Source organism: Curtobacterium sp. Leaf183, assembly GCF_001424385.1.
GTDB lineage: Bacteria > Actinomycetota > Actinomycetes > Actinomycetales > Microbacteriaceae > Curtobacterium.
Genome location: NZ_LMPO01000008.1, coordinates 616,933 through 638,127, shown reverse-complemented (window position 1 = coordinate 638,127; position 21,195 = coordinate 616,933). Strand labels below are relative to the sequence as shown.

Here is a 21,195-nt window from a genome sequence, read left to right as displayed (position 1 = left end):
TCCTGGCACCACGACCTCCGGGTCGTTCGAGGATGACGGCGGCCCTCGGTACGCTCGGCGCGAGCGGTGGAGGGCACCGCGGGTCGGGGGAGACCATGGGGCAGGTCGTGCGTGCGGACGCCGCGTTCGTCGCCCGCGTGCGCCGAGACACGACGCGCGTGGTCGAGACCGCCCCCGGAGCGGTCCTGTCCTGGGCGGCCACGCACCTGTTGGCCGAGCACGGCTGGCGCTGGCGGCCCTCGGGTGCCGTGCCCGCATCGGACGCCGTGGGCGACCTACTGCACGTCGACCTGACGATCGAGCACGCCCCGTCGCCGCGCCTGGTGCTCGCGACGACGCCGGCCCGGTTCCTGGCCGCGTTCGACCGCACCGTGACCCATTCCCTGTACGAGGGCGCCGAGGCACTGTCACCGTCCGCGCTGACGGCGCTCGCCGAGCGGCGCTCGCCCGCGTCGTCGACCTTCGTGGTCAGCAGCCCGGACGCCACCGTCGGCGGCCTGCTGGTCGTGGAGCGCGGGCCGCGCTCCGTCTTCGAGACGCTGCGCGTGGTGGTCGCGATCGACGACCGGCGCGTGCTGCGGGACGGACTGGAGGCGGGCCTCCAGGCCGTCAGCCAGGGTCGCCACCCGCAGTCGGGACTGTTCTCGACCAGCCGTGGTCGCCTGGACGGGGTGACGGAACCGGTCCTGCGTGGGCCGACGACGCCGCTGGCCGTGTTCGCGGGCGTTCGCGCAGTGCGTACCCGGGGTCTGCGCGGGCGGATCGACCAGCTGGGCGGGACGCCTGTCGGGCCGGTCCGGGCACCGGGCGCACTGTTCTGGTTCGACGGCGACGAGCCGCAGCGCTGGTTGGCCGCGGTCGACCTCGCGCGCGGCGTCCGCGCCACTGACTTGCACCGGGCGACGTCGTCACGCGACGATGGGACGCGAACGGGGGAGGTTCGATGAGCACGGGGAGCTGGAAGGTCGACCCGGCGGGGGTGCAGACGGTGCTCGACGGCATGCAGACGTCGCTCGACGGCACGGCCTCGGCTCTGCGGTCAGTGCAGACCGGGGTGGCCGACGCATCGGGCGGTGCCGGAGCCGTCGTGAACGAAGCGCTCGGTGCCTTCGTCGACCAGGTCAGCGACGACGTCGACCAGGTGACGTACCGGCTCGTCGGCGGGGTGCAGGGCGTGCGCGGGGCCGTCAACGCCTACGTGCAGGGCGACCTCGAGATGGCAGCCGACTTCCAGCGAGTCGGCACCACGGCCCACGAGACCCACGACATCTCGCTGTTCGTGCAGAGCGCGTCGACCGACGGTTCGACACGGGTTCCGGGGGCGGACCGGTGAGCGGCGTCCCGATCGGCGACCACGGGCTCGTCGACCCCGAGGGGATCCCCGGCGCCGAGCTCGACCTGACGAGCGTGTCCGCCGCGGCGACGACGATCTCGGGCGGCGGCGAGGCGATGCGAACCGTTGCCGACGAGATCCCCGGCAAGTGGCAGGCGCTCGCCGGGGTGTACGAGGCGCCCGAGTCCGGCCAGGTCCTGACGTTGATGGACCCCGTGGTCGACGACACCCACACGATCGGCACCGCTGCCCGCGGTGTGGCCAAGGCGCTCGACACGTACGCATCCGACGCGGCCGGACCGAAGAAACAGCTGGACGACCTGCGCATCGAGGCCGCGGCGTTCGTCGCCCGCGTCCGGGGCGGCGTGCCGAAGGCGACCTCGCCCTCCACGACCACGACCGCGCCGCAGGTCGACGGCTCGTGGAACGCCTACGGCGCGACCCGCTCCGACGCCCCACCGGAGAAGACGACCGTGCCCTGGTACAAGGACATCGTCACGAAGCACGAGAACGACGACATCATCCGGCGGATCAACACGCAGGTGGCGCTGCTCGAACAGGCGCAGGCCGACTGCGCGACCGCGATCAAGACCGCGTCCGGTGCCAGCCTCACTGGCGCCTACGTCGCCCCCACCGAGAACGACCTCAACGCGCGCGGCGTCGACCTGCCGTGGAGCAAGCCCGGCACGGCCGAGGGCAAGACCTGTGGTGAGCAGTTCTCCGAGGGCGCGACCGACGAGCTGCTCAACTCGCTCGAGAGCGGCATCCACATGCTCGGGTTCGACAACCAGGGTGACTGGTCGACCGACACCCTCGGGTCGACGTGGGGCGGGGTCGTCGACGGCGCGGCCACCATCGGGCTGTTCCTGTCGCCGTTCGCGTGGCTCGATGCGGCGCTCGACCCGAAGGGCGACGCGGCGACGGCGCACGACGCCGCTGGCAAGGCGCTCGGGGACTGGTGGAGCGGCGCGCAGGAGCACCCGGGCGCCGCCGCGGGTGCCGCCGCGATGGGCTTCGGGCTCGGCCTGGCCGGACCCGGAGGACTCGCGAAGGACACCGCGAAGGCGACCGAGCTGGCCGAGGGGCTGGGCAAGCTCGGACTGCACGGGCTGAGCCGCGACGTCCGTTCCTGGGTCGAGAACGGGGCGTCGAAGCAGAGCGTCGACGCGCTGCACGACCTGGTCGACCGGACGTACCGGGACTACGCGGGCAGCGACGACTTCACGCCGGGGCTCGGCAAGGGTGACGGCTCCTTCGACCAGATGCTGCGCGGCGAGATGGCCCAGTTCGCGGACGAGCACCCCGACCTGCTGCGTCCGCACGACGAGGCCTCGTTGCCGCACGGGGTCGAGTCGAAGCCGTTCACCGATGCCGGCGGGCTGCAGGCCGCCGAGCAGGCGGGCGGGCACACGCTCGAGCGGCACGTGAACGAGGACCTGCACGGGAAGGAGCTCGACGACTGGATCCGCTCCAGGAACAGCGGGAAGTCCGTCAACAGCGCGTACACGCTCCCCGTGGAGGAGGTCGACCGTCTCGTGGCGAACAACCTCGACTTCAACCACGACGAGATCCAGGACTGGCTGCTCGAGAACCGCTCAGCGGTCACGCCGAAGACGACCGAGGGGTTCGACTGGCCCGCGGACCGGATAGTGGGCCGAGGATACGTGCCCGGCCGAGTTCCGCCGATGCACGATGACACCGTCGTGCGCGTCGTGCTTCGTTGGATCCCCGGGTCGGAGCCGCCCTACCGTGTCGTCACGAGCTACCCGAAAGCGAGGATCGACCCGTGAACGATCAGGAACTCCGTGACTTGGTGCGGCAGGTGCCACAGCTCCGACGGGTGCTCGGCGCCGAGTTCAATCTGGATTGGGACCTCGACCACGACGACGCCGAGTCGGTCTACTCTGCCGTGTTCGACGACATCGACGAGCGCACACGAGCGGTCTACCTCGGTGAAGCCGAACTGCTCGAACGAGCGCTGCGAACGGACTCGGAGGTCCAGGCCTTCCTCAACGACGTGTACTCCGGGCTCGCACCAGAGCAGGACCTCGGGATGGCACTCGCCGCCTGGCCCGCGGCCCTCCGGCGCCGCATCGAGGGTGCACGTCGGTCCGGAGCTCCGCAGTGAGCGCCTGAGGGAACGCGTTGGCCGGGTCACGCACCCACCACCACGAAGAAGGAGCACACCGTGCCGCACGGTGTCAGGACCGGGACCTCGGTCTTCACCAGTGGCATCGACGATGCGAACCGGATCGTCGCCCACGCCCTCGACGCGAACCACCTCCGCATCAGGGCCTGGGTCGCTGCGGATTGCCCGGAGCCGCTCCGCCTCTACGCGGTGCCGGGCACCGTCACCGGACGCGGTGTGCCCTTCGGCGAGGTCCAGGACCTCGATGCGGTCCGCGTGGTCCTGACGGGGCGCCGGATCGACCGTCGGGCTACACCGTGCTCAGGGCGTACCCCGCGTCGACGAGCGTCACCGCGAGGAACTTCGCGGCGCTCGTCCGTCGGGTTCCGCGGATCCGGAGCCTGTTGGCTGCGTCCTTCAATCACGACTGGATGCTCGGATGCACCAACAGCGGATCGCCGTCTCCGACCGCATGAGATGCGACACGCTACGGGCAGGCATCGACTGCGTCAACGAGCGGGGCAATCTCGAGCGGAGAGCGGTGCGCATACACGACAGGAGACACACCTTGAACGAGTCGACTCGTGCCCTGGAAGAACTCGGCAGGCGAACTCCCGGCATCGTCACCCTTCTGGCTGCCCAGTTCAACGACGACTGGGAGCTTGACCATGCCGACGTCGAAGCGGCGTACGCCGACGTGTTCGACGGTCTCACCGCCGACGCTCGGAATGACTGGGCCGAGCAGGCCAAGGTCCTGCAGAAGGAACTGTCCGACGATCACGCAGTGCAGGAGTACTTGCGGTACGTCGGAACCGGGCCGTCGCCCGGACGCAACCTGGGGCTGTCGCCGAAACGCTGGCTGGACACGTTCGTCGAGCGTCTGGAACGCACTTGACGGGCGTCCTCGGGGATCGACCTCCCCTCGCTCCGGACCTCGGCGGTCATGTGAAGACATCCCCCGGGCGCCTCCGCGAACTCGGCGCACTCGACACCGGGCGTTCGCCGGCGACCTGGCTCGCGGACCTCCGACTCCGTGTGCAACGGGAACTCGATGCCCATGGCTCCTTGCCCGCAGACGGCTGATCCCGGCAGCGACGAAGACCCACACCACTCCACCACGAAGAAGGAGCACATCGTGCCGCACAGCGTCAGGACCGGGACCTCGGTGTTCACCGGCGGGACGGACGAAGCCAACCGGATCGTCGCGTACGCCCTCGACGCCAACCACCTGCGGATCCGCGCCTGGGTCGCCGAGGACTGTCCGAAACCCCTCCGGATCTACGCCGTCCCCGGTGGGGTCACGGGGCGCGGCATGCCGTTCGGGACGATCCAGGACCTCGACGCCGTGCGGGTGGTCCTGACCGCGGCACCGGACCGGCCGACGGGCTACACCGTGCTGACGGCATACCCGGCGCCGGCCAGCATCACCGCGACCAACTTCGCGGCGTTCGACGACTTCGTCGGTGCCTACTTCCATCAGGACTGGGCGGATGCGCCGTACGGCGGACCGGACGCGCTGGAACACTCCCTGGCGATCAGCTCGCCCGACGAGCAGCGCGCGCTGCTGGCCGACGTGCGTGACCTCGACGAGGCGCTGCCCGACGCGGCGGCGCTCGGCGGACGGCTGGTGGAGCTCGACTGCAACTACGTGCCCGAGGACGACGGGCTGGACGACCGGACATGGCTGCGGCAGGTGGCGGAGCGCATCGAGCAGGAACTCGCCGCCTGACCGGGATCGCTCAGGCGGTGCGGAACGACCCAGTCACGGTGCGGAACGAGCCGGTGACGGTGCGGTTCGACGCGGTCACGGTGCCGCCACGACGGAACTGGGTGTCGACGAAGCGACCGAGCCGACCGGTGACCGGCACGCCCGTGTAGGTCCCGACGGACGCAGGAGTGCCGGCGCCGACGTAGGTACCGAGCTCGTCGCGGTCCGCGACGCCGGAGACGAAGCTGCCGCCGAAGGGGGAGGTGGTGGTCGTCATGGGGATCTCCTCGGGGGTGGAGACGCCGTCGATGGCGCCGGTCCGACGCCCCGAGCGCCGTCGACTGGTGTCCACCACCGTACGCCGCTGTCTTGCACGATGCAAAACAACGGCGTGTCCGCCTGGTCTCAGGCGACGAGCTCGCAGAAGCTCCGACCGGCGGCGGTCCAGCTCGCCCGCGGCTCGAGCCCGGCTGCGAGCGCGTGCCGGCGCAGCGCGTCGAGCCCGACCTCGGCCCACGGGAACTCGTCGCTCTCGTGGCCGTCCGCGTCCACGACGCGCGCCTGGTACGAGCGGTCCGCGGCCCGGTCGGTGTGGGTCTCGACGACCACCCGACCGCCGACACGGACGATGTCGCGACAGCGGGCGAGCAGGGCGACGGGGTCGCCGCCGATGCCGATGTTGCCGTCGAGGACGAGTGCGGTGTCCCAACGGCCCTCCTCGGGGACGGCCTCGAACACGGAGCCCTGCACCGCGCGGCCGCCCGAGCGCTGCGCGATCGCGACGGCCTCGGCGGACACGTCCACGCCGAGGGAGGGGATGCCGAGTGCGCGTGCGGCGACGAGCATCCGGCCGGGGCCGCAGCCGATGTCGATGACCGGGCCGTCGACGCCGTCGAGCAGCGAGCGGTCGACGCGGTCGGCCGCGGCGCTCCACCGGCCGACGTCCATCGTGATGGCGAGGTCGGGGCGGTCGGTGTCGGTCAGACGCAGGCGCCCGTCCGAACGCAGGGCGCGCGCGTAGGGCTCGTCGCCGCCGGTGCCGAACGTGACGGCGGTCTGGGTGGTGTCGGTCATCGGGAGCCTCCGGTGGTGAGGACGGACGGGCTGGCGGCGAGGGCCGCGGCGAACGCGGAGTCCGGTGCGAGCTGGGCGACGCGGTGGGCGTCGTCGATCAGGTCGACGTCGAGCAGGGTGGGCAGGGTGCCGACGTCGAGTCCGGCGTCGACCAGGCGTGCGCGCTGCACTGCGCCGGTGTCGTCCTGGGACATCGGCACGCCGCGGAGGTACGCGCCGTCGGGGTCGCGGAGGTACAGCGACCAGAAGCCACCGTCCTCGGCGGGTCCGAACCACGCGTCGCGCTCGGGGGCCTCGAGCACCGGCGCGACGTCGTCGGCCGAGAGCTGCGGGGTGTCCATGCCGACCAGCAGCGTGGGACCGGTCATGGTGTCGAACAGGAAGCCGAGTCGCTCGTCGAGGCCGCCGTCCGGCTGGTGCAGCACGTCGAAGCCAGCGGCCGCGTCGGGGACGACGTCGCCGTCGAAGAACAGCACGCGGCGCGTGACGGGCAGCGCCTGCACGGTGCGCAGGGTGTCGTCGAGGCTGGCGGCAGCGACGCGCGCTGCCCCCTCGGCGGTGATGGCCGGTGCCAGGCGGGTCTTGACCTTGCCGGGCAGGCACTCCTTGGCGATCACGACCACCGTGACGTCGTCGACGGCGGTCATGCGTTCGTCCCTTCCGGAGCCGGAGCCGGAGCCGGAGCCGGAGCCGTGGCCGTGGCCGGAGCGGCCGTGGTCTGCACAGCAGGGGTCGGCGCGACCGTCCGCACCCGGGCCTCCTGTCGGTACTTCCGCAACAGACGGGACATGTCGCGCACCGCGTTGACAGTGCCGCGCAGCGTGCCGGTGACCTTGCTGTCGCCGATGCGCTGCTCGTACCCGATGTCGGACTCGTCGACGCGCCACCCCGCGGCGTGCGCGGCGAGCACCATCTCGAGCGGGTAGCCGCTGCGGCGGTCCTGCAGGTCGAGGGCGACCAGGTCGGCGCGGCGCATCACGCGCATCGGGCCGAGGTCGCGCAGCTTGTACCCGGTCGCCCGGCGCATCAGGACGGCGAGCACGCGGTTGGCGAAGCGCGCGTGGGGTGCCCACGCGGCCGGGGTCGTCGGCACGCGGCGGCCGAGCGCCAGGTCCGTGCAGCCGGTGGCGACGCGGGCGACGAGCGGGGGGAGCTCAGCGGGGTCCATCGAGGCGTCGGCGTCACAGAAGGCGACGTACTCGGCGGTCGCAGCGGCGACGCCTGCAGCGCAGGCCGATCCGAAGCCGCGTCGGGTCTCGGTGACGACGAGGGCGCCGTGGGCGCGCGCCACGTCGGCGGAGCCGTCGGTCGAGCCGTTGTCGACGACGATCGCGCGGTAGCCGTCGGGCAGCCGGCCGATCACCTTCGGCAAGGCATCTGCCTCGTCCAGGCACGGAAGGATCACGTCGACGTTCATGTCGACCATTCGGTGCGGTCGATCGTTTCGACGGGAGGGCGTTGCCATGCACACCAGGCAACCGGAGCGCGGTCGACGATGCACAGCGAGCCTGTACCCCCTGACCGGTTTCCGTTCAGGTTCACCCCGAACGGGGGGTCACCACCCGACGGACGGGAGGCTCGTGGCGGGCCCGCCACGAGCCTCCCGTCCGGTTGGTGGCCCTGTGGTGTGTCTCAGCGCACCGCTGCGCGCAACGGCGCGTCCGCGAACTCGCGCATGCCCCGCGCGAAATCGACCTCGGCACGCCAGCCGAGCTCGTCGGCGATCCTCGCCGAGGACGCCGTGACGTGGCGGACGTCGCCGAGCCGGTACTCGCCCGTCACGACGGGCTCCAGGCCGACGGTCCCGGCGATCGCCCCCGCCATGTCGCCGATGGTGTGCACGGTGCCCGAGCCGACGTTGTACGCGCGGAACGAGTCGGCGGGCATGGTCCCGGTCGCGCCGATCGACGCGAGGTTCGCCCCGGCGACGTCGTCGACGTGCACGAAGTCACGGCGCTGGCAACCGTCCTCGAACACCCGGGGCGCCTCGCCGCGCGCGATCGCGGACCGGAACAGCGACGCGACGCCCGCGTAGGGCGTGTTCGCGGGCATGCCCGGGCCGTACACGTTGTGGTAGCGGAGCGCGATCGCTCGGCCGCCGGTGGCACGCGACCAGGACGAGGCCAGGTGCTCCTGGGCGACCTTGGTCTGCGCGTAGACGTTGCGCGGGTCGAGCGCCGCGGACTCGTCGATCAGGCCGGGGACGAGCGGCTGGCCGTCGGGGCCGATCGGGTCGAAGCGGCCGGCGTCCAGGTCCTCGCGGCGGCGGGCCGGCGGGCGGGTCGCTTCGCCGGACGCGGTCGTGTACGCGCCCTCGCCGTAGACGACCATCGAGCTGGCGACGACCAGGCGGCCGATCCCCTCGCGGTCCATCGCGGCGAGCACGTGGGCGGTGCCGGCGTCGTTGCTCGAGACGTAGTCGGGCGCGTCCTGGAAGTCGACGCCGAGACCGACCTTGGCGGCCTGGTGGCAGACGACCTCGATGCCGTCGAGTGCGGCGTCGAGGGCCACGCGGTCACGGACGTCGCCGTGCACGACCTCGATGCCGGCGTGCTCGAGTTCGTGGAGCACGGCGGTCGGGTCGCCGTGGACGTCGGCGCGCAGGGAGTCGAGCACGCGGACCTCGTGCCCGTCGGCGAGGGCACGGCGGACGATGGCGGAGCCGATGAAGCCCGCGCCGCCCGTGACGAGCAGGCGGCTCATGCCCCTGCACCCTGTTCGTGCTGGGTACTCTGGCTCGCGCGCTGCAGGATCGTGGCGCTCGCCGCGGCGGGAACCAGCTCGCGCGGCGCGTAGTCGTCGGGGACCGCGGCGACGATCGACCCGATCGCGCGGACGATGACCTCGTTCGCGCGGGCCAGTCGCTCCATCACCATGCCGTGCGTGACGGGCTCCTCGGTGCTCGCTGCTGCCTCGTCCTCGGTGGGGGCCAGGCCTGCGTCGGCGTCCGTCACGTAGGACAGGTTCACGGTGCCGATCCCGAGCTCGGCGGCGAGGGGCACCTCGGGCGTCATCGTCATGTTGATCGTGTGGCCGCCGGCCTCGCGCAGCCAGACCGACTCGGCGCGCGTCGAGAAGCGGGGGCCCTGGATCACGACGCAGGTGCCGGTCGGGCGGAACGGCACGTCGAGCGCTGCGACGGCGTCGATGGCTGCGCGCCGCAGCACCGGGTCGAACGGGTCGGCGAAGGACAGGTGCTGGACCTGGTCCTCGAAGAACGTGTCGGCGCGGCCCCACGTGCGGTCGATGAGCTGGTCGGTGACGACGAAGGTGCCCGGCGCGTAGTCGGGGTGCAGCCCGCCGACCGCACTCGACGAGACGATCGCGCGGACGCCCAGGGAACGCAGTGCCCAGAGGTTGGCGCGGTGGTTGATCCGGTGCGGTGCCACGGAGTGGGCGCGGCCGTGCCGGGTCAGGAACGCAACGCGCTTCCCCGCCATCGTCCCGACCGTGATCGGGGACGAGGTCGCCCCGAACGGCGTGGGGACGTCGATCTCGTCAGCGGTGCCGGGCGCGAACAGCTCGTAGAGGCCGGAGCCCCCGATCACACCGATGGTCGCGGTTCCGTCGTGCTGCGGTCGGTCGTTCTCCACAGGTCCTCCGTATCGTCGTGGGCGCGTGCCGCGCGCTGGATACGCTACTGATGCGCGATGCCCAGGCGCTGCACGACGAACCCATTCGGAGGCCCCCTTGCGAACGATCGCCCAGCACCGCGACGCGGTGCGTGCGCTGGTCGCGCCGGCGTTGCCGGGGTCGGCGGGTCCGGCCGACGTCGACCTGGAGGCTCGGCTCGTCGACGACCTCGCTGCCGACACCGGGGCGGGGCAGGGGCACCGCGTGCTCGGACGGGCCGTCGGCTCGCCGATCCCGCTGCCGCCGTTCGACAACAGCCAGATGGACGGCTTCGCCGTGCGGGCCGCCGACGCCGGGGCCATGCTGCGCGTCGTCGCACCGATCCCCGCGGGCGTGCGGCCTGCGCCGCTGCCGGTGGGTGCTGCGGCTCCGATCATGACCGGAGCACGGATCCCGGCGGATGCCGACGCGGTGTTCCCGGTCGAGGCGACGCCCCCCGGGTCCTTCCCCGACGCGCTGGCGCTGACCACCGTCGTCGTGCCGGCCGACCTGCGCGCGGGGACCTTCGTGCGGACGACCGGGTCGGACCTGGCGCTCGACGCACCCGTCGTCCGAGCGGGCGCGCTGCTGACGCCCGCCGTGCTCGGGGCGCTGGCCTCGGCGGGGGTCTCCCGCGTCGAACTCGTCCGGCGGCCGCGGGTGCTCGTCGTGTCGACGGGGTCCGAGCTGACTGGTGTTGGGAGTACTGGCAGCGCTGCCGGCAGTGCCGGGATCAACGACGCGAACAGCATCGCGCTGCGGGCGGCACTCGCCGAGGTCGGGGTCGAGTCCCGCACCGTCCGCGTCCCCGACGACGAAGCCCGGTTCCTCGCCGCCCTCGACGACGCCGTCGGGGACTGGGCCGATCTGGTGCTGACCACCGGCGGCATCAGCGCCGGCGCGTACGAGGTCGTGCGACAGGCCCTCGAACCCCGCGGGCTCGTCGTCACCCCGGTCGCCATGCAGCCCGGCGGACCGCAGGCGCTCGGCACCGTGCAGCTCGCCGGACGCCCCGTGCCCGTCGTCGCGTTCCCGGGCAACCCCGTGTCGGCACTCGTCTCGTTCGAGGTGTTCCTGCGCCCCGTCCTCGCCCGTGCCGCCGGCATGGACGAGTCGCGTCCGAGCCAGGTGCTGCCGGCTGCGTCCGCCGCCGAGTCGCCCGAGGGCAAGCACCAGGTCCGCCGGGGTCGCGTCGTCGACGGGCTCGTGCACTTCGTCGGGGGCCCGTCCTCGCACCTGCTGGCCCACTACGCCGACGCCACACACCTGGTACACGTGCCGGTCGGCACCGCCGCCGTCGCACCCGGTGACCCCCTGACTGTCTGGAGCCTGAGATGACCGACGACCCCGCCCCGCTGTCGACGACCGAGCAGCCACAGACCGAGCTCTCCCACGTCCGCGCCGACGGCAGCGCCCACATGGTCGACGTCTCCGACAAGGACGTCACCGCCCGGTCCGCCACCGCCACCGCCACCCTGGTGACCCGTCCGGACGTGGTCGCACGGATCCTCGACGGCTCGCTGCCCAAGGGCGAGGTCATCGGCACGGCCCGGATCGCGGCGATCATGGCGGTGAAGAAGACCTCGGACCTGGTGCCGCTCTGCCACCCGCTCCCCATCGCCGGCGTGCAGGTGGACATCACCGGCGCCGACGACCGGGTCGTCGTCGAGGTCTCGGTACGCACGACGTCGCGCACCGGCGTCGAGATGGAAGCCCTCACCGGCGCGAGCGTCGGCGCGCTGACCGTGTACGACATGGTGAAGGCCGTCGACCGCACGGCCACGATCACGGACGTCCGGGTGCTCGAGAAGCACGGCGGCCGGTCCGGGGACTGGAGCGCACGATGACCTCGCAGCCGACCAGGGGACGCGGGGTGGTCGTCGTCGTGTCGACCTCGGCCGCCGCCGACCCCGCGCTCGACACCACCGGCCCCACGATCGCTGCGTGGCTCCGTGCGCACGACTTCACCGTCGACGAGCCGGTCATCGTGCCCGACGGCGGTCCCGTCGCGGCGACCGTCACCGCCGGACTGCTCGCCGACGCCCGCGTGGTTATCACGACCGGCGGCACCGGAGTCACCCCGACCGACCGCACCCCCGAAGCCGTCGCCCCGCTGCTCGACCTCGAGCTGCCCGGTGTGCTCGAAGAGGTCCGTCGACGCGGCCTCGCCGGTGCCGGACCGACCGCCCTGCTCAGCCGCGGTGTCGCGGGCATCGCCTCGACCGGGGCCCTCGTCGTGACGTTGCCCGGGTCGCGCGGGGGCGTCGCCGACGGGCTCGCCGTGCTCGACGGGCTGCTCGACCACGTGCTGGCCCAGGTGCACGGCGAGGGTCACGCACGTCGGAGCCACTCGTGAGTGCCTTGACGGCGGCTGACCGGGTCGTGCTCGCCGACGTCGTCGACACGGTGGTCTCGGTCGAGCACGTTTCCGCCGCGGTGGCGACCGACCAGGACGGAGCCGTCGTCACCTTCGCCGGGGTCGTCCGCGACCACGACGGCGGCAAGGGCGTGACGGCGCTCGGGTACGAACGACACCCCAGTGCCGGTGACGTCATCGCCGAGGTGGCCCGCTCGATCGCAGCCGACCACCCCGGGGTCCGCATCGCCGTCCTGCACCGCGTCGGGGACCTCGTGGTGGGCGACGTCGCGCTCGCCGCAGCGGTGTCCTCGCCGCACCGGGCCGAGGCGTTCGCGGCGTGCGCCGCGCTGATCGACCTGGTGAAGGAACGCACGCCGATCTGGAAGCACCAGGAGTTCACCGACGGTTCCGACGAGTGGGTCGCGTCCCTCTGACGCGGGCATGGCGGCGGTCCACAGCCTGGCCGTAGGATCCGGGACATGATCGTCCTGCCCGTGGTCACCGTGCTGCTGACGGTGTTCGCCCTGATCGACATCCTGACCAAGACGGACGACCAGATCCGCGGCCTGCCGAAGATCGCGTGGGTCATCCTCGTCGTGCTCGTCCCGGTCGTCGGCGGCATCGTCTGGTTCGTCGTCGGTCACGACTGGGCCCCTGGTGAGCGGAACCACGGCCGGTACCTCGAGCCGAACCGCGACCAGGACCGGCATCCCACGCTCGGACATGCCCGCGCGGCCCATGGCGACCGCCGCGTGACGACCACCGAGCAGGAGCTCGCCGACCTCGACCGCGAGATCGAGTTCTGGCAGGCGAAGGCCCGACTCGAGCGAGCGCAGGACACCGCGGGGGAGTCCGACGCGGCCCCGGCGAACTGATCCGCGCTTGGTTCGAACCTCGCACGGTGCGAGGTTCGCGGTGTCGCACGGTGCAAGGTTCGCGGCCCGTGCGACGTTGATCGTGTCGTGCGAGGAAACAGCGCCGCACCACGCCGCGAACCTCGCACCGGCCGCTGACCTCGCACGGTGCGAGGCGGCCCCGCAGCCCGCCCCGCGCAGCCCCTCCCGCACCCGCCCGCACCGCGCACGCCCGCGCGCCGCCTACCCTTGACGGGTGGCACATCTCCTCGGCGCCGAGAACCTGCATCTCGAGTTCCCCACCCGCACCGTCTTCGACAGCGTCACCATCGGCATCGACGAGGGCGATCGCATCGGCGTCGTCGGCCGGAACGGTGACGGCAAGTCGACCCTCCTGAGCCTCCTGTCCAAGCGGCTCGAGCCCGACACCGGCCGCGTGACGCACCGCCGCAGCGTGACCGTCGGCGTCCTCGACCAGCGCGACGCCCTCCCCGCGGGCCAGACCGTCGGCGCGGTCGTCGTCGGCGACCGCGAGGAGCACGAGTGGGCTGGCGACCCGAAGATCCGTGACGTGATCGGCGGACTCGTGTCCGACATCCCGTGGGACGAACTCGTCGACGACCTGTCCGGTGGGCAGCGGCGGCGCGTGACGCTCGCGCGGCTGCTCGTCGGCGACTGGGACGTCTTGTTCCTCGACGAGCCGACCAACCACCTCGACGTCGAGGGCATCCAGTGGCTGGCCGAGCACGTCAACCGCCGCTGGCCGGCGAACCAGGGCGGCCTCGTCGTCGTGACGCACGACCGGTGGTTCCTGGACGCCGTGTCGACCGACACGTGGGAGGTGCACGACGGCATCGTCGAGCCCTTCGAGGGCGGCTACGCGGCCTACATCCTGCAGCGCGTCGAGCGTGACCGGCAGGCCGCGGCGAGCGAGCAGCGCCGGCAGAACCTGGCGCGCAAGGAGCTCGCGTGGCTCCGCCGCGGCGCCCCGGCCCGCACCAGCAAGCCGAAGTTCCGCATCGACGCGGCCAACGCGCTCATCGACGACGTCCCCCCACTCCGCGACACCGTCGCGCTGTCGAAGACCGCCACGGCGCGGCTCGGCAAGGACGTCGTGGACCTGCTCGACGTCGGCGTCACCTACCCCGGTGCCGACGAGCCGACCATCCGCAGCATCGAGTGGCGCATCGCGCCGGGGGAGCGCACCGGCATCCTCGGTCCCAACGGCGCGGGCAAGTCGACGCTGCTCTCGCTGATCGCGGGACGCCTGCAGCCCACCAGCGGCCGCGTCAAGACGGGCAAGACCGTGCAGGTCGCGGTCCTCGACCAGCAGCTCGCCGACCTGGCGCAGTACGCGGGCGACCGCGTGCGCGAGGTCGTCGCCCGCAAGAAGACGAGCTACGTCGCCGACGGCAAGGAGATGACGCCCTCGCAGCTGCTGGAGCGCCTGGGCTTCACCTCCGAGCAGCTCTCCACGCCCGTCAAGGACCTGTCCGGCGGCCAGAAGCGCCGGCTGCAGCTCATGCTCATCCTGCTCGACGAGCCGAACCTGCTGATCCTCGACGAGCCCACCAACGACCTCGACACCGACATGCTCGCCGCCCTGGAGGACCTCCTCGACACCTGGCCGGGCACCCTGCTCGTCGTGAGCCACGACCGGTACCTGCTCGAGCGCGTCACCGACCAGCAGTACGCCGTGCTCGGCGGGCACCTCCGTCACCTGCCGGGCGGGGTCGACGAGTACATGCGGCTGCGTGCAGCCGGGACCGGTGGCGGGACCGCTTCAGCGGCTGCCGCCGCGACGGCCGGGAGGCCCGACACCGCTGGCGGGACCGGCTCGGCCGGTGCTGCGGGCGGCTCCGGAACCGCGGGTGCGTCCGGCGGGTCGGCTGCGGCCGGCGGATCCGGCCTGACGGGTGCCGAGCGTCGCACCGCCGAGAAGGAGATGTCGGCCCTCGACCGCCGGATCGCACGCATCGGGGCCGACCGACAGACGCTGCTCGACCTGTTCGCCGGGCACGACCAGTCCGACTACGCCGGGCTCGGGGAACTGCAGACGAAACTCGCGGAACTCGAGGTGGAGATCGAGCAGCTCGAGGAGCGCTGGCTCGAGGTCGCGGAGCAGCTCGGGGTCTAGACGGTCGTCGCCTCGGGGCCGGCATCCGCAGGATCGCCGCCGCCCGGGTTCGCGACGACCTCCCACAGGTGGCCGTCCGGGTCCTGGAAGAAGCCGGAGTACATGCCCCAGGGTCGTGTGTACGGCGGCTGCAGCATCGTGGCACCGGCCGCGCGGGCCTGTTCCAGGAAGTCGTCCACCTGCTGCTGCGACCCGACGAAGTGCCCGATCGTGCTGCTCGGGGTGATCGCCAGCATGACGCCCGAGTCCTTCGCCATGTCGTCGCGACCGTAGACGCTGACGACCAGCCCGTCGTCGAGCGTGAACATCGCCGTCGTCCCGCCCGGGGTCGTCTCGGTCGCGGGGTACTCGGTGCCGATGACGCCGCTGCCCTCGATGCCCAGCAGCGCGCGGTAGAACGCGGCCGACCGCTCGACGTCGGCGACCGCGAGCGTGATGGCGTGCATGGCCGGAGGCTACGCCGGGCCGCTCACCGGTGCCGGGTGCCCGGAGGCCTGACCGTGTCCGACGCCCGCTCGGACTGCGCTGGTCGCTGCTCCTGTGCTTCAGTGGCTGCGAGCCCGCCGCAGCGCCACAGGCTGGCCGCGAGCACGTCGATCTCGTGCCGCGCCGCGGGGTCACTCGTCCCCTCGGCGAACACCGTGAACGCGATGCGGTCCCCGGCGACCTCGTCGGTGACGCCCGTGAGCCCGAACATGTCGTCGAGCGTCCCGGTCTTGCCGCGGACGTACCCCCCGGGCATCCCGTGCCGCGCCGGTGAAGCGGCCGTGTTCGTCCAACGTGCCGGTCCGGCCCGCGATCGCAAGCCCCCGATCCACCGGCTCGAGTCCGTCGCGGTGGGTCGCCACCGCCCGCATGAGGGTCGTCAGCGTGGCCGCGGGTACCCGGTTGTCCGGGCTCAGCCCCGAGCCGTCGACCAGGCGCAGCCCGTCGGTCGGCACGTGGTCCTCGTGGAGCGCCCTCGTGGTGCCGACCTGGACCGCGTCGAACGAGCGACCAGCCCCTTCGGCGATCGCGACGTGTCGGGCAAGGACCTCGGCCAGCGTGTCGTCCGAGTGGGTGAGCAGCGTGCCGACCAGCTCGGCCACCGTGGCCGACCGCACGGTCCCGAGCGTCCTGGCCTCGGCGGGTGGCGTCACGGACGTCGTCTCGACACGGACGTCCGGCCCGAGCAGCGCCGCGAACGACGTCGCCGCGCGGGCGACCGCGCCGGAGCTGCGCAGCGAGTACGCCTCGGTCGGGTCGTCGCGATCACCGTCGACCATGAGCGCGGTGATGTTCGAGACGCTGCCGCTCGTGCGGGCGCTCTCGGTCCAGCTCGGGTGCCACGCCGGGCCGTCGAACAGGTCGGTGTCCACCCGGACCACGGCGATCCGCCCGGGATGCGCGGCGCGGACCTGGCGCGCCAGGTCGTCCAGGTGTGCGGCGCCCGGGTAGACGCTGTCCTGCCCGGACGGCAGTCGGCTCAGCGTGGGGTCGCCGCCACCGACCAAGACCACGCTGTCCGACTCGGTCCCCGCGACCACCGTCGTGGTGAACCGGTGGTCAGGTCCGAGCGCAGCCAGCGCCGCCGAGGCGGTGATGAGCTTCATCGTGCTGCCCGTCTGTGTCGGCTCGTCGCCCCGGACCGAGAGCACGGAGTTCCCGGAGTCGACCGACCGGGCGTCGAGGAACAGCGTGCCCGAGGTCCAGCGACCGGCGAGGTCGTCTGCGGTGCACCGGCGTTCGGCGGCGGCAGCTCGGCCCTCGCGGTCGCCGATCACGGCCGTCCCGACGGCGACGCCGCCGAGCACGAGGACGAGCACCGTCGTGAATGCCACGACGTATGGGTAGCGGCGGAGGGAGGAGCGGTGATCGGTCACCGGACCATCGTCGCGAGGGACCGTCGGCGCGACATCGACCCCAGGGCTGAAGTGAGCGGATCTCGTTCGGTCGCTCGGGTGAGGTCGGCTCGGTCTTGGAGCGCTCGGCGTGCGGTCGGCGCAGTCTCGGAGCGTTCGCGGTGCGGTCGGCGCAGCCCGGGAGCGCTCGGCGTGTGGTCGGCTCAGTCGCCCAGACCGAGGATCAGGCGTCGCAGCAGCCCGGCCAACTGGTCCTGCTCGCCGGCCGACAGCCCCGCCAGGATGTCGCGCTCAGCCCGCAGCAGGTCGGCGATCGCCGAGTCCACCGCTGCCCGCCCGGACTCGGTCAGCGACACGAGGATGCCGCGCCCGTCCTTCGGGTCAGTCCGACGTGCGACCAGTCCGCGTGCCGTCAGCCGGTCGACACGGTTCGTCATCGTGCCGCTCGACACCAGTGTCTGCTGCAGCAGCGTCTTCGGGCTCAGCTCGAACGGCTCACCCGCGCGCCGCAGCGCCGACAGCACGTCGAACTCCCACGGCTCGGTGCCACTCGCGTCGAACGCCGCCCGCCGTGCCCGGTCGAGGTGCCGCGCCAGCCGGTCCACCCGGGAGAGCACCTGCAGCGGGGCGAAGTCGAGGTCGTCGCGCTGCCGTCCCCACGCCGCGACGATGCGATCGACTTCGTCCTGGTCCGGCATCCCCCCATCTTGGCCGAAGCGTGCGCGCACGACCACCACCGGGCACATGGGAAGATGGACGGGCGCCAGCGTGCGCGTTCCGCCTTGGTGTAATGGCAGCACGACGGCCTTTGGTGCCGTTAGGTCCGGGTTCGAATCCTGGAGGCGGAGCCGGGGGGTGTTCGGAGTTTTCGGCGATCTCAGTCGGAATATTCGAGCGTGACAGCAGGCCGAGGTGGAAAACCGCGCTCAGCTCCGCTCCCAGGGTCGCTCGTCCTGTCCCGACGACCGCTGGGGAGCGTACCGCGACGCGTGCCTTGGTCTGCGTTCGCTTCGAGGAACGACGAATACCCCCTGCCGGACGTGGCGAGGGGGAGTTCAGGGTCTATGAAGTTTGGAGGCGCGGGCTCGTCAGTCCAGTAGTTGGAACTCTGGTAGCTGCGCGATTGCGTTGAAGCCGTTTCGAGTGTCGTGCTCGTCGAGGGTGAGGGTGCTCAGGCCGGCCTCGAACAGGGCGGGGCTGGTGTTGTTCATGCGGTTGATGGGCGCGAGGCTCAGTCGCTCCTTCAGCCACTCGATGATGCGAGCGAGGTTTGCGCTTGCAGCTGCGAATGCGGCAGCGAGCTCGACGAACCAGGGTCCGCGGACGCGACGCTTCGTAGCCACTCCGAGGGCTTCGCGATCGGCGTCTTTGAGGCGCGAGTTGCCGTTCTCGACATTGTTGCGCTGGCCGAACCAGGCACGCTGCCTGAGTTCCGTGGCCCCCAGACGTCCAGCGTCACCCGACGAGGCCGTCGACCCCTCAGGCGCTTCGGCGGGCTACGAGCGAGAAACTCGCGACGATCTCTGAGGGCTGCGCTGGAGGCCCGTCCGAGATTCTCCGGGCAAGGAGATCGGTCGACGTCTTTGCGATCTGCGCAAGTCCCGGATCGATGGTTGTCAATGAGGGATAGGAGAACGCAGCGGCAGGAACGTTGTCGAAGCCGACGACGCGCACATCTCTGGGAATCTCCAGGCCCGCTTCCAGCAGCACACTCATCGCTCCGATTGCCAAGTTGTCGTTGAAGCAGAACAGACCATCGAACGCGACCCCGCTGTTGAGCAATCGATGAGCGGCAACGGCGCCGTCGTTCTGATGCCACTCGCTGGCTGTTGCAACGAGTCTGTCGTCGAGTCCTCGGCCGGCTCGCTCGAGAGCCCGGGCGTGCCCCTGCAGCCGGAGCGCTGCTGCACTCACTGATCCACCCGCCGGATTGGCCCCAACCACCGCAATGCTGCGGCAACCGCGGTCGATCAGGTAGGTGGTGGCTGCGTCAGCAGCCTCCGCGTTGGCCATGGCGACGTGGTCGACCGGCCCGTTGAAGATCCGGTCGCCGAGCAGTACCAAGGGCTGATCTCCTGTGATGAGCCGTTCGTCTCCAGGTCCGAGGGCATGCGGTTGAAAGATCAAGCCGTCGGACAGCTGCCGTGCCGCTCCGGAGAGGATCGCGAGTTCGGTCTCTCGCCGCGCACCCGTCTGCTGGATGATCACTGTCCATCCGTGCGCCTCGGCCTCGCGCATGACTCCATTCGCGAGCTGCGCGAAGTAGTCGATACTCAGGTCCGGGATCGCCAGGGTGATCATGCCCGTCAGCCCGGTACGCAGCCCCCGTGCCGAAACATTCATTTGGTAGCCGAGGTCGCGGACTGCCTTCAGGACAGCATCCCGTGTCGCATCGCGAACGCCGACTTTTCCGGACAGAACGTTCGACACGGTGCGCGCGGTGACCCCCGCCGCCGCACCGACGTCCGCCATCGTCGCGGAACGCCGCGGCTGCGATGTCGGCACGATCGTCCTCTCGAGGGTCATGAGAAGGTGACCGTGATCACGCTCCAGGAAACCGGAGGGATCTGCACCCGGACTCCCGTGCCGAGGATATCGACCGGCAGCGACTGTGGTCGCACCCGCTCCGGCGTGGACGCGTCGTTCGTAGCGAACGGGTCCGGATCGGACAGCACTGTCCCGGCCGCCCCCGCCACCGGGCCGAAGGAGCTCAGGTCGAGTTCGACGTAGATCGCTGTTGCGGTGTGGCGTCCGACGAGCATGATCTGCAGCGTTCCGTCCGTGCGCTGAACCACTGCAGCGCTGATTGCCGGCGCTTCTGCTTCCGTTGTCGGCGCCTGAATGGCGACCTGGAGGGCCTCCCCTCCGGCACTCGCCGCTGCGTCCCGGAACGGGAAAAACGTCGTCTGGCGCCAGGCCGGTTTCCCCGGCTCGGCCATGATGGGCCCGATGACGTTGACCAGCTGCGCCATGCTCGCCGCACGAACAACATCGGCTCGGTTGATCATGCTGATCAGCATGTCGCCAACGACGACTGCGTCGGCGACGCTGTAGACGTCCTCCAACAACCGCGGCGCAACGTCCCAGCCAAGGCCCTGCGCGACGCGTGCATCGTGCGCCGTGTAGTCCCACACGTTCCACTCGTCGAACGAGATCGTCACTTCCCGCTTGCTGCGGCGAACGGCGCCCACATGAGCGATCGTTGCGGCGACGGTGGCGATGAAGTGGTCCATCGTGACGCCGGATGCCAGGAATCGGGCAAGGTCGCCGTCGTACCGCGCGTACTGATGACACGAGATGTGATCGATCACCTCCCAGCACTCCTCGAGCACCTCGCGCTCCCACGTCCCGAACGTCTCCATGCGGTCGTTGCTCGAGCCGCAGGCGACGAGCCGGAGATCCCAGTCAACCGCTCGCATCGCCGACCCGGTCGCCGCTGCCAGGCGCCCGTACTCCCGAGCCGGCATGTGCCCGATCTGCCAGGGGCCGTCCATCTCGTTACCGAGACACCACGTCCGGACCGCCCACGGCTCCGGATGGCCGTTCGCCTTCCGGAGATCAGCGAGGGTCGTCCCGGACGGGTGGTTGACGTACTCCTGCAGCTGCAGAGCAGACCGGATGCCGTTCGTCCCAAGGTTCACCGCGAGCATCGGCTCGACCTCGGCCCGCCGACACCACGACAGGAACTCATCCGTGCCGAAGCGGTTGGTCTCGACGGAGTGCCACGCGGGATCGAGGCGGACCGGTCGCTCGCTCACCGGCCCGACGCCGTCCCGCCAGTCGTAGGCGGAGACGAAGTTCCCGCCCGGGTACCGCACCGTGGAGACTCCCAGCTCACGGACGAGCGCAAGCACATCCTCCCGGAAACCCTCGGCGCCACTCCTTGCATCGTCCGGATCGAAGACCCCGCCGTACACGCCCCGCCCGAGGTGCTCGACGAATGAACCGAAGAGTCGGTGGTCGACGGTTCCCACCACGAACTCCGGGTGGACGGTGATCTTCGCTGATCCCTGTGAGGACATGAGTATCCGTTTCATCGATGAACAAGAGCGACCGTGGCTATCCCGAGGTGCTGGTGACGCCCAGTGAAGCATGGTTGACGTTCTCCCGCCAACCTGCCTATGCTCAGCCTGCCGCGGTCGTGCACCC

At 71.4% G+C, this 21,195-nt stretch carries 25 protein-coding genes and 1 tRNA gene; 13 read left to right on the top strand and 13 right to left on the bottom strand.

The genetic code is table 11. The features are described from left to right. Positions 1-95: 95 nt before the first annotated feature. The 6 genes from ASG04_RS09390 to ASG04_RS09365 all read left to right on the top strand — a co-directional run bounded on the left by ASG04_RS09390 (position 96) and on the right by ASG04_RS09365 (position 5,190). A complete protein-coding gene (locus ASG04_RS09390) occupies positions 96-947 on the top strand; it encodes a DUF6177 family protein (RefSeq protein WP_156463596.1) in 852 nt (283 codons plus the stop codon). Beyond that, positions 944-1,333 carry a DUF6507 family protein gene (locus ASG04_RS09385; RefSeq protein WP_056122911.1) on the top strand — a complete coding sequence of 130 codons (390 nt, stop codon included), beginning with the start codon at positions 944-946 and terminating at the stop codon, positions 1,331-1,333. The genes ASG04_RS09390 and ASG04_RS09385 overlap by 4 nt, the downstream gene beginning before the upstream one ends. Beyond that, positions 1,330-3,123 carry an RNase A-like domain-containing protein gene (locus ASG04_RS09380; RefSeq protein WP_056122908.1) on the top strand — a complete coding sequence of 598 codons (1,794 nt, stop codon included), beginning with the start codon at positions 1,330-1,332 and terminating at the stop codon, positions 3,121-3,123. Before ASG04_RS09385 ends, ASG04_RS09380 begins: the two co-directional genes overlap by 4 nt. Then, a complete protein-coding gene (locus tag ASG04_RS09375) occupies positions 3,120-3,461 on the top strand; it encodes a hypothetical protein (RefSeq protein ID WP_056122905.1) in 342 nt (113 codons plus the stop codon). Before ASG04_RS09380 ends, ASG04_RS09375 begins: the two co-directional genes overlap by 4 nt. 439 nt (positions 3,462-3,900) lie before the next feature. Then, the gene (locus tag ASG04_RS09370; protein WP_056122902.1) at positions 3,901-4,356 is read left to right on the top strand and encodes a hypothetical protein; all 456 of its coding nucleotides are present in this window, start codon (positions 3,901-3,903) and stop codon (positions 4,354-4,356) included. A 240-nt stretch (positions 4,357-4,596) separates the two neighbouring features. Further along, the gene (locus ASG04_RS09365; RefSeq protein WP_056122900.1) at positions 4,597-5,190 is read left to right on the top strand and encodes a contact-dependent growth inhibition system immunity protein; all 594 of its coding nucleotides are present in this window, start codon (positions 4,597-4,599) and stop codon (positions 5,188-5,190) included. Positions 5,191-5,200: 10 nt separating this feature from the next. On the opposite strand, the gene ASG04_RS09360 is transcribed toward ASG04_RS09365, so the two are convergent. The 6 genes from ASG04_RS09360 to ASG04_RS09335 all read right to left on the bottom strand — a co-directional run bounded on the left by ASG04_RS09360 (position 5,201) and on the right by ASG04_RS09335 (position 9,836). After that, positions 5,201-5,446 (bottom strand): hypothetical protein, encoded by a 246-nt coding sequence (locus ASG04_RS09360; RefSeq protein ID WP_156463595.1) that lies wholly within the window; start codon positions 5,444-5,446, stop codon positions 5,201-5,203. Positions 5,447-5,574: 128 nt separating this feature from the next. Next, the gene (locus ASG04_RS09355; RefSeq protein ID WP_056122893.1) at positions 5,575-6,243 is read right to left on the bottom strand and encodes a class I SAM-dependent methyltransferase; all 669 of its coding nucleotides are present in this window, start codon (positions 6,241-6,243) and stop codon (positions 5,575-5,577) included. Next, positions 6,240-6,890, bottom strand: a complete 651-nt coding sequence (locus tag ASG04_RS09350; RefSeq protein ID WP_056122891.1) for a DUF2064 domain-containing protein — start codon at positions 6,888-6,890, stop codon at positions 6,240-6,242. Before ASG04_RS09350 ends, ASG04_RS09355 begins: the two co-directional genes overlap by 4 nt. After that, positions 6,887-7,660 (bottom strand): glycosyltransferase family 2 protein, encoded by a 774-nt coding sequence (locus ASG04_RS09345; RefSeq protein ID WP_321164486.1) that lies wholly within the window; start codon positions 7,658-7,660, stop codon positions 6,887-6,889. Before ASG04_RS09345 ends, ASG04_RS09350 begins: the two co-directional genes overlap by 4 nt. 215 nt (positions 7,661-7,875) lie before the next feature. Beyond that, positions 7,876-8,946, bottom strand: coding sequence for an NAD-dependent epimerase/dehydratase family protein (locus tag ASG04_RS09340; RefSeq protein ID WP_056122885.1), 1,071 nt, complete (start codon positions 8,944-8,946; stop codon positions 7,876-7,878). Next, the gene (locus tag ASG04_RS09335) at positions 8,943-9,836 is read right to left on the bottom strand and encodes an MTAP family purine nucleoside phosphorylase (RefSeq protein WP_056122881.1); all 894 of its coding nucleotides are present in this window, start codon (positions 9,834-9,836) and stop codon (positions 8,943-8,945) included. Before ASG04_RS09335 ends, ASG04_RS09340 begins: the two co-directional genes overlap by 4 nt. Positions 9,837-9,933: 97 nt before the next feature. On the opposite strand from ASG04_RS09335, the gene glp reads away from it, so the two are divergent. The 6 genes from glp to ASG04_RS09305 all read left to right on the top strand — a co-directional run bounded on the left by glp (position 9,934) and on the right by ASG04_RS09305 (position 15,205). Further along, on the top strand, positions 9,934-11,193 hold the full coding sequence (gene glp / locus ASG04_RS09330; RefSeq protein WP_056122880.1) for a gephyrin-like molybdotransferase Glp: 1,260 nt from the start codon (positions 9,934-9,936) through the stop codon (positions 11,191-11,193). After that, positions 11,190-11,702, top strand: coding sequence for a cyclic pyranopterin monophosphate synthase MoaC (moaC, locus tag ASG04_RS09325; protein ID WP_056122876.1), 513 nt, complete (start codon positions 11,190-11,192; stop codon positions 11,700-11,702). Before glp ends, moaC begins: the two co-directional genes overlap by 4 nt. Next, positions 11,699-12,211 (top strand): molybdopterin-binding protein, encoded by a 513-nt coding sequence (locus ASG04_RS17710; RefSeq protein ID WP_056122873.1) that lies wholly within the window; start codon positions 11,699-11,701, stop codon positions 12,209-12,211. Before moaC ends, ASG04_RS17710 begins: the two co-directional genes overlap by 4 nt. Beyond that, a complete protein-coding gene (locus tag ASG04_RS17705; protein ID WP_056122869.1) occupies positions 12,208-12,648 on the top strand; it encodes a molybdenum cofactor biosynthesis protein MoaE in 441 nt (146 codons plus the stop codon). The genes ASG04_RS17710 and ASG04_RS17705 overlap by 4 nt, the downstream gene beginning before the upstream one ends. Positions 12,649-12,693: 45 nt before the next feature. Continuing rightward, positions 12,694-13,089 carry a PLDc N-terminal domain-containing protein gene (locus tag ASG04_RS09310; protein ID WP_056122866.1) on the top strand — a complete coding sequence of 132 codons (396 nt, stop codon included), beginning with the start codon at positions 12,694-12,696 and terminating at the stop codon, positions 13,087-13,089. A gap of 235 nt (positions 13,090-13,324) precedes the next feature. Next, positions 13,325-15,205, top strand: a complete 1,881-nt coding sequence (locus tag ASG04_RS09305) for an ABC-F family ATP-binding cassette domain-containing protein (protein ID WP_056122863.1) — start codon at positions 13,325-13,327, stop codon at positions 15,203-15,205. On the opposite strand, the gene ASG04_RS09300 is transcribed toward ASG04_RS09305, so the two are convergent. The 4 genes from ASG04_RS09300 to ASG04_RS09290 form a co-directional block, all read right to left on the bottom strand. Continuing rightward, a complete protein-coding gene (locus ASG04_RS09300; protein ID WP_056122859.1) occupies positions 15,202-15,651 on the bottom strand; it encodes a VOC family protein in 450 nt (149 codons plus the stop codon). The genes ASG04_RS09305 and ASG04_RS09300 overlap by 4 nt on opposite strands. A 23-nt stretch (positions 15,652-15,674) precedes the next feature. Next, entirely contained in the window at positions 15,675-15,902 is a 228-nt protein-coding gene (locus tag ASG04_RS17985) for a hypothetical protein (RefSeq protein ID WP_268750890.1), read from the bottom strand. Beyond that, complete coding sequence (locus ASG04_RS09295) at positions 15,823-17,025, bottom strand: D-alanyl-D-alanine carboxypeptidase/D-alanyl-D-alanine-endopeptidase (RefSeq protein ID WP_235515498.1); 1,203 nt, start codon at positions 17,023-17,025, stop codon at positions 15,823-15,825. Before ASG04_RS09295 ends, ASG04_RS17985 begins: the two co-directional genes overlap by 80 nt. 224 nt (positions 17,026-17,249) lie before the next feature. Beyond that, positions 17,250-17,744, bottom strand: coding sequence for a MarR family winged helix-turn-helix transcriptional regulator (locus ASG04_RS09290; RefSeq protein WP_056122857.1), 495 nt, complete (start codon positions 17,742-17,744; stop codon positions 17,250-17,252). Between the two features lie 78 nt (positions 17,745-17,822). On the opposite strand from ASG04_RS09290, the gene ASG04_RS09285 reads away from it, so the two are divergent. After that, a tRNA-Gln gene (locus ASG04_RS09285) sits at positions 17,823-17,894 on the top strand. A 240-nt stretch (positions 17,895-18,134) separates the two neighbouring features. Here ASG04_RS09285 and ASG04_RS09280 read toward each other — a convergent pair. The 3 genes from ASG04_RS09280 to ASG04_RS09270 all read right to left on the bottom strand — a co-directional run bounded on the left by ASG04_RS09280 (position 18,135) and on the right by ASG04_RS09270 (position 21,083). After that, positions 18,135-18,389, bottom strand: a complete 255-nt coding sequence (locus tag ASG04_RS09280) for a hypothetical protein (protein WP_056122854.1) — start codon at positions 18,387-18,389, stop codon at positions 18,135-18,137. Positions 18,390-18,525: 136 nt separating this feature from the next. Continuing rightward, positions 18,526-19,572 (bottom strand): LacI family DNA-binding transcriptional regulator, encoded by a 1,047-nt coding sequence (locus ASG04_RS09275; RefSeq protein ID WP_235515497.1) that lies wholly within the window; start codon positions 19,570-19,572, stop codon positions 18,526-18,528. Further along, a complete protein-coding gene (locus ASG04_RS09270; protein ID WP_082517924.1) occupies positions 19,569-21,083 on the bottom strand; it encodes an alpha-N-arabinofuranosidase in 1,515 nt (504 codons plus the stop codon). The genes ASG04_RS09275 and ASG04_RS09270 overlap by 4 nt, the downstream gene beginning before the upstream one ends. Positions 21,084-21,195: the final 112 nt, after the last annotated feature.

Excerpts from the sequence above, each read along its gene's own strand:
- ASG04_RS09390 (WP_156463596.1), top strand. The coding sequence starts at position 96 with ATGGGGCAGGTCGTGCGTGCGGACGCCGCGTTCGTCGCCCGCGTGCGC.
- ASG04_RS09385 (WP_056122911.1), top strand. The coding sequence starts at position 944 with ATGAGCACGGGGAGCTGGAAGGTCGACCCGGCGGGGGTGCAGACGGTG.
- ASG04_RS09370 (WP_056122902.1), top strand. The coding sequence starts at position 3,901 with ATGCACCAACAGCGGATCGCCGTCTCCGACCGCATGAGATGCGACACG.
- ASG04_RS09360 (WP_156463595.1), bottom strand. The coding sequence starts at position 5,446 with ATGACGACCACCACCTCCCCCTTCGGCGGCAGCTTCGTCTCCGGCGTC.
- ASG04_RS09355 (WP_056122893.1), bottom strand. The coding sequence starts at position 6,243 with ATGACCGACACCACCCAGACCGCCGTCACGTTCGGCACCGGCGGCGAC.
- ASG04_RS09350 (WP_056122891.1), bottom strand. The coding sequence starts at position 6,890 with ATGACCGCCGTCGACGACGTCACGGTGGTCGTGATCGCCAAGGAGTGC.
- ASG04_RS09345 (WP_321164486.1), bottom strand. The coding sequence starts at position 7,660 with ATGAACGTCGACGTGATCCTTCCGTGCCTGGACGAGGCAGATGCCTTG.
- ASG04_RS09340 (WP_056122885.1), bottom strand. The coding sequence starts at position 8,946 with ATGAGCCGCCTGCTCGTCACGGGCGGCGCGGGCTTCATCGGCTCCGCC.
- moaC (WP_056122876.1), top strand. The coding sequence starts at position 11,190 with ATGACCGACGACCCCGCCCCGCTGTCGACGACCGAGCAGCCACAGACC.
- ASG04_RS17710 (WP_056122873.1), top strand. The coding sequence starts at position 11,699 with ATGACCTCGCAGCCGACCAGGGGACGCGGGGTGGTCGTCGTCGTGTCG.
- ASG04_RS09310 (WP_056122866.1), top strand. The coding sequence starts at position 12,694 with ATGATCGTCCTGCCCGTGGTCACCGTGCTGCTGACGGTGTTCGCCCTG.
- ASG04_RS09300 (WP_056122859.1), bottom strand. The coding sequence starts at position 15,651 with ATGCACGCCATCACGCTCGCGGTCGCCGACGTCGAGCGGTCGGCCGCG.
- ASG04_RS17985 (WP_268750890.1), bottom strand. The coding sequence starts at position 15,902 with ATGTTCGGGCTCACGGGCGTCACCGACGAGGTCGCCGGGGACCGCATC.
- ASG04_RS09290 (WP_056122857.1), bottom strand. The coding sequence starts at position 17,744 with ATGCCGGACCAGGACGAAGTCGATCGCATCGTCGCGGCGTGGGGACGG.
- ASG04_RS09275 (WP_235515497.1), bottom strand. The coding sequence starts at position 19,572 with ATGACCCTCGAGAGGACGATCGTGCCGACATCGCAGCCGCGGCGTTCC.
- ASG04_RS09270 (WP_082517924.1), bottom strand. The coding sequence starts at position 21,083 with ATGAAACGGATACTCATGTCCTCACAGGGATCAGCGAAGATCACCGTC.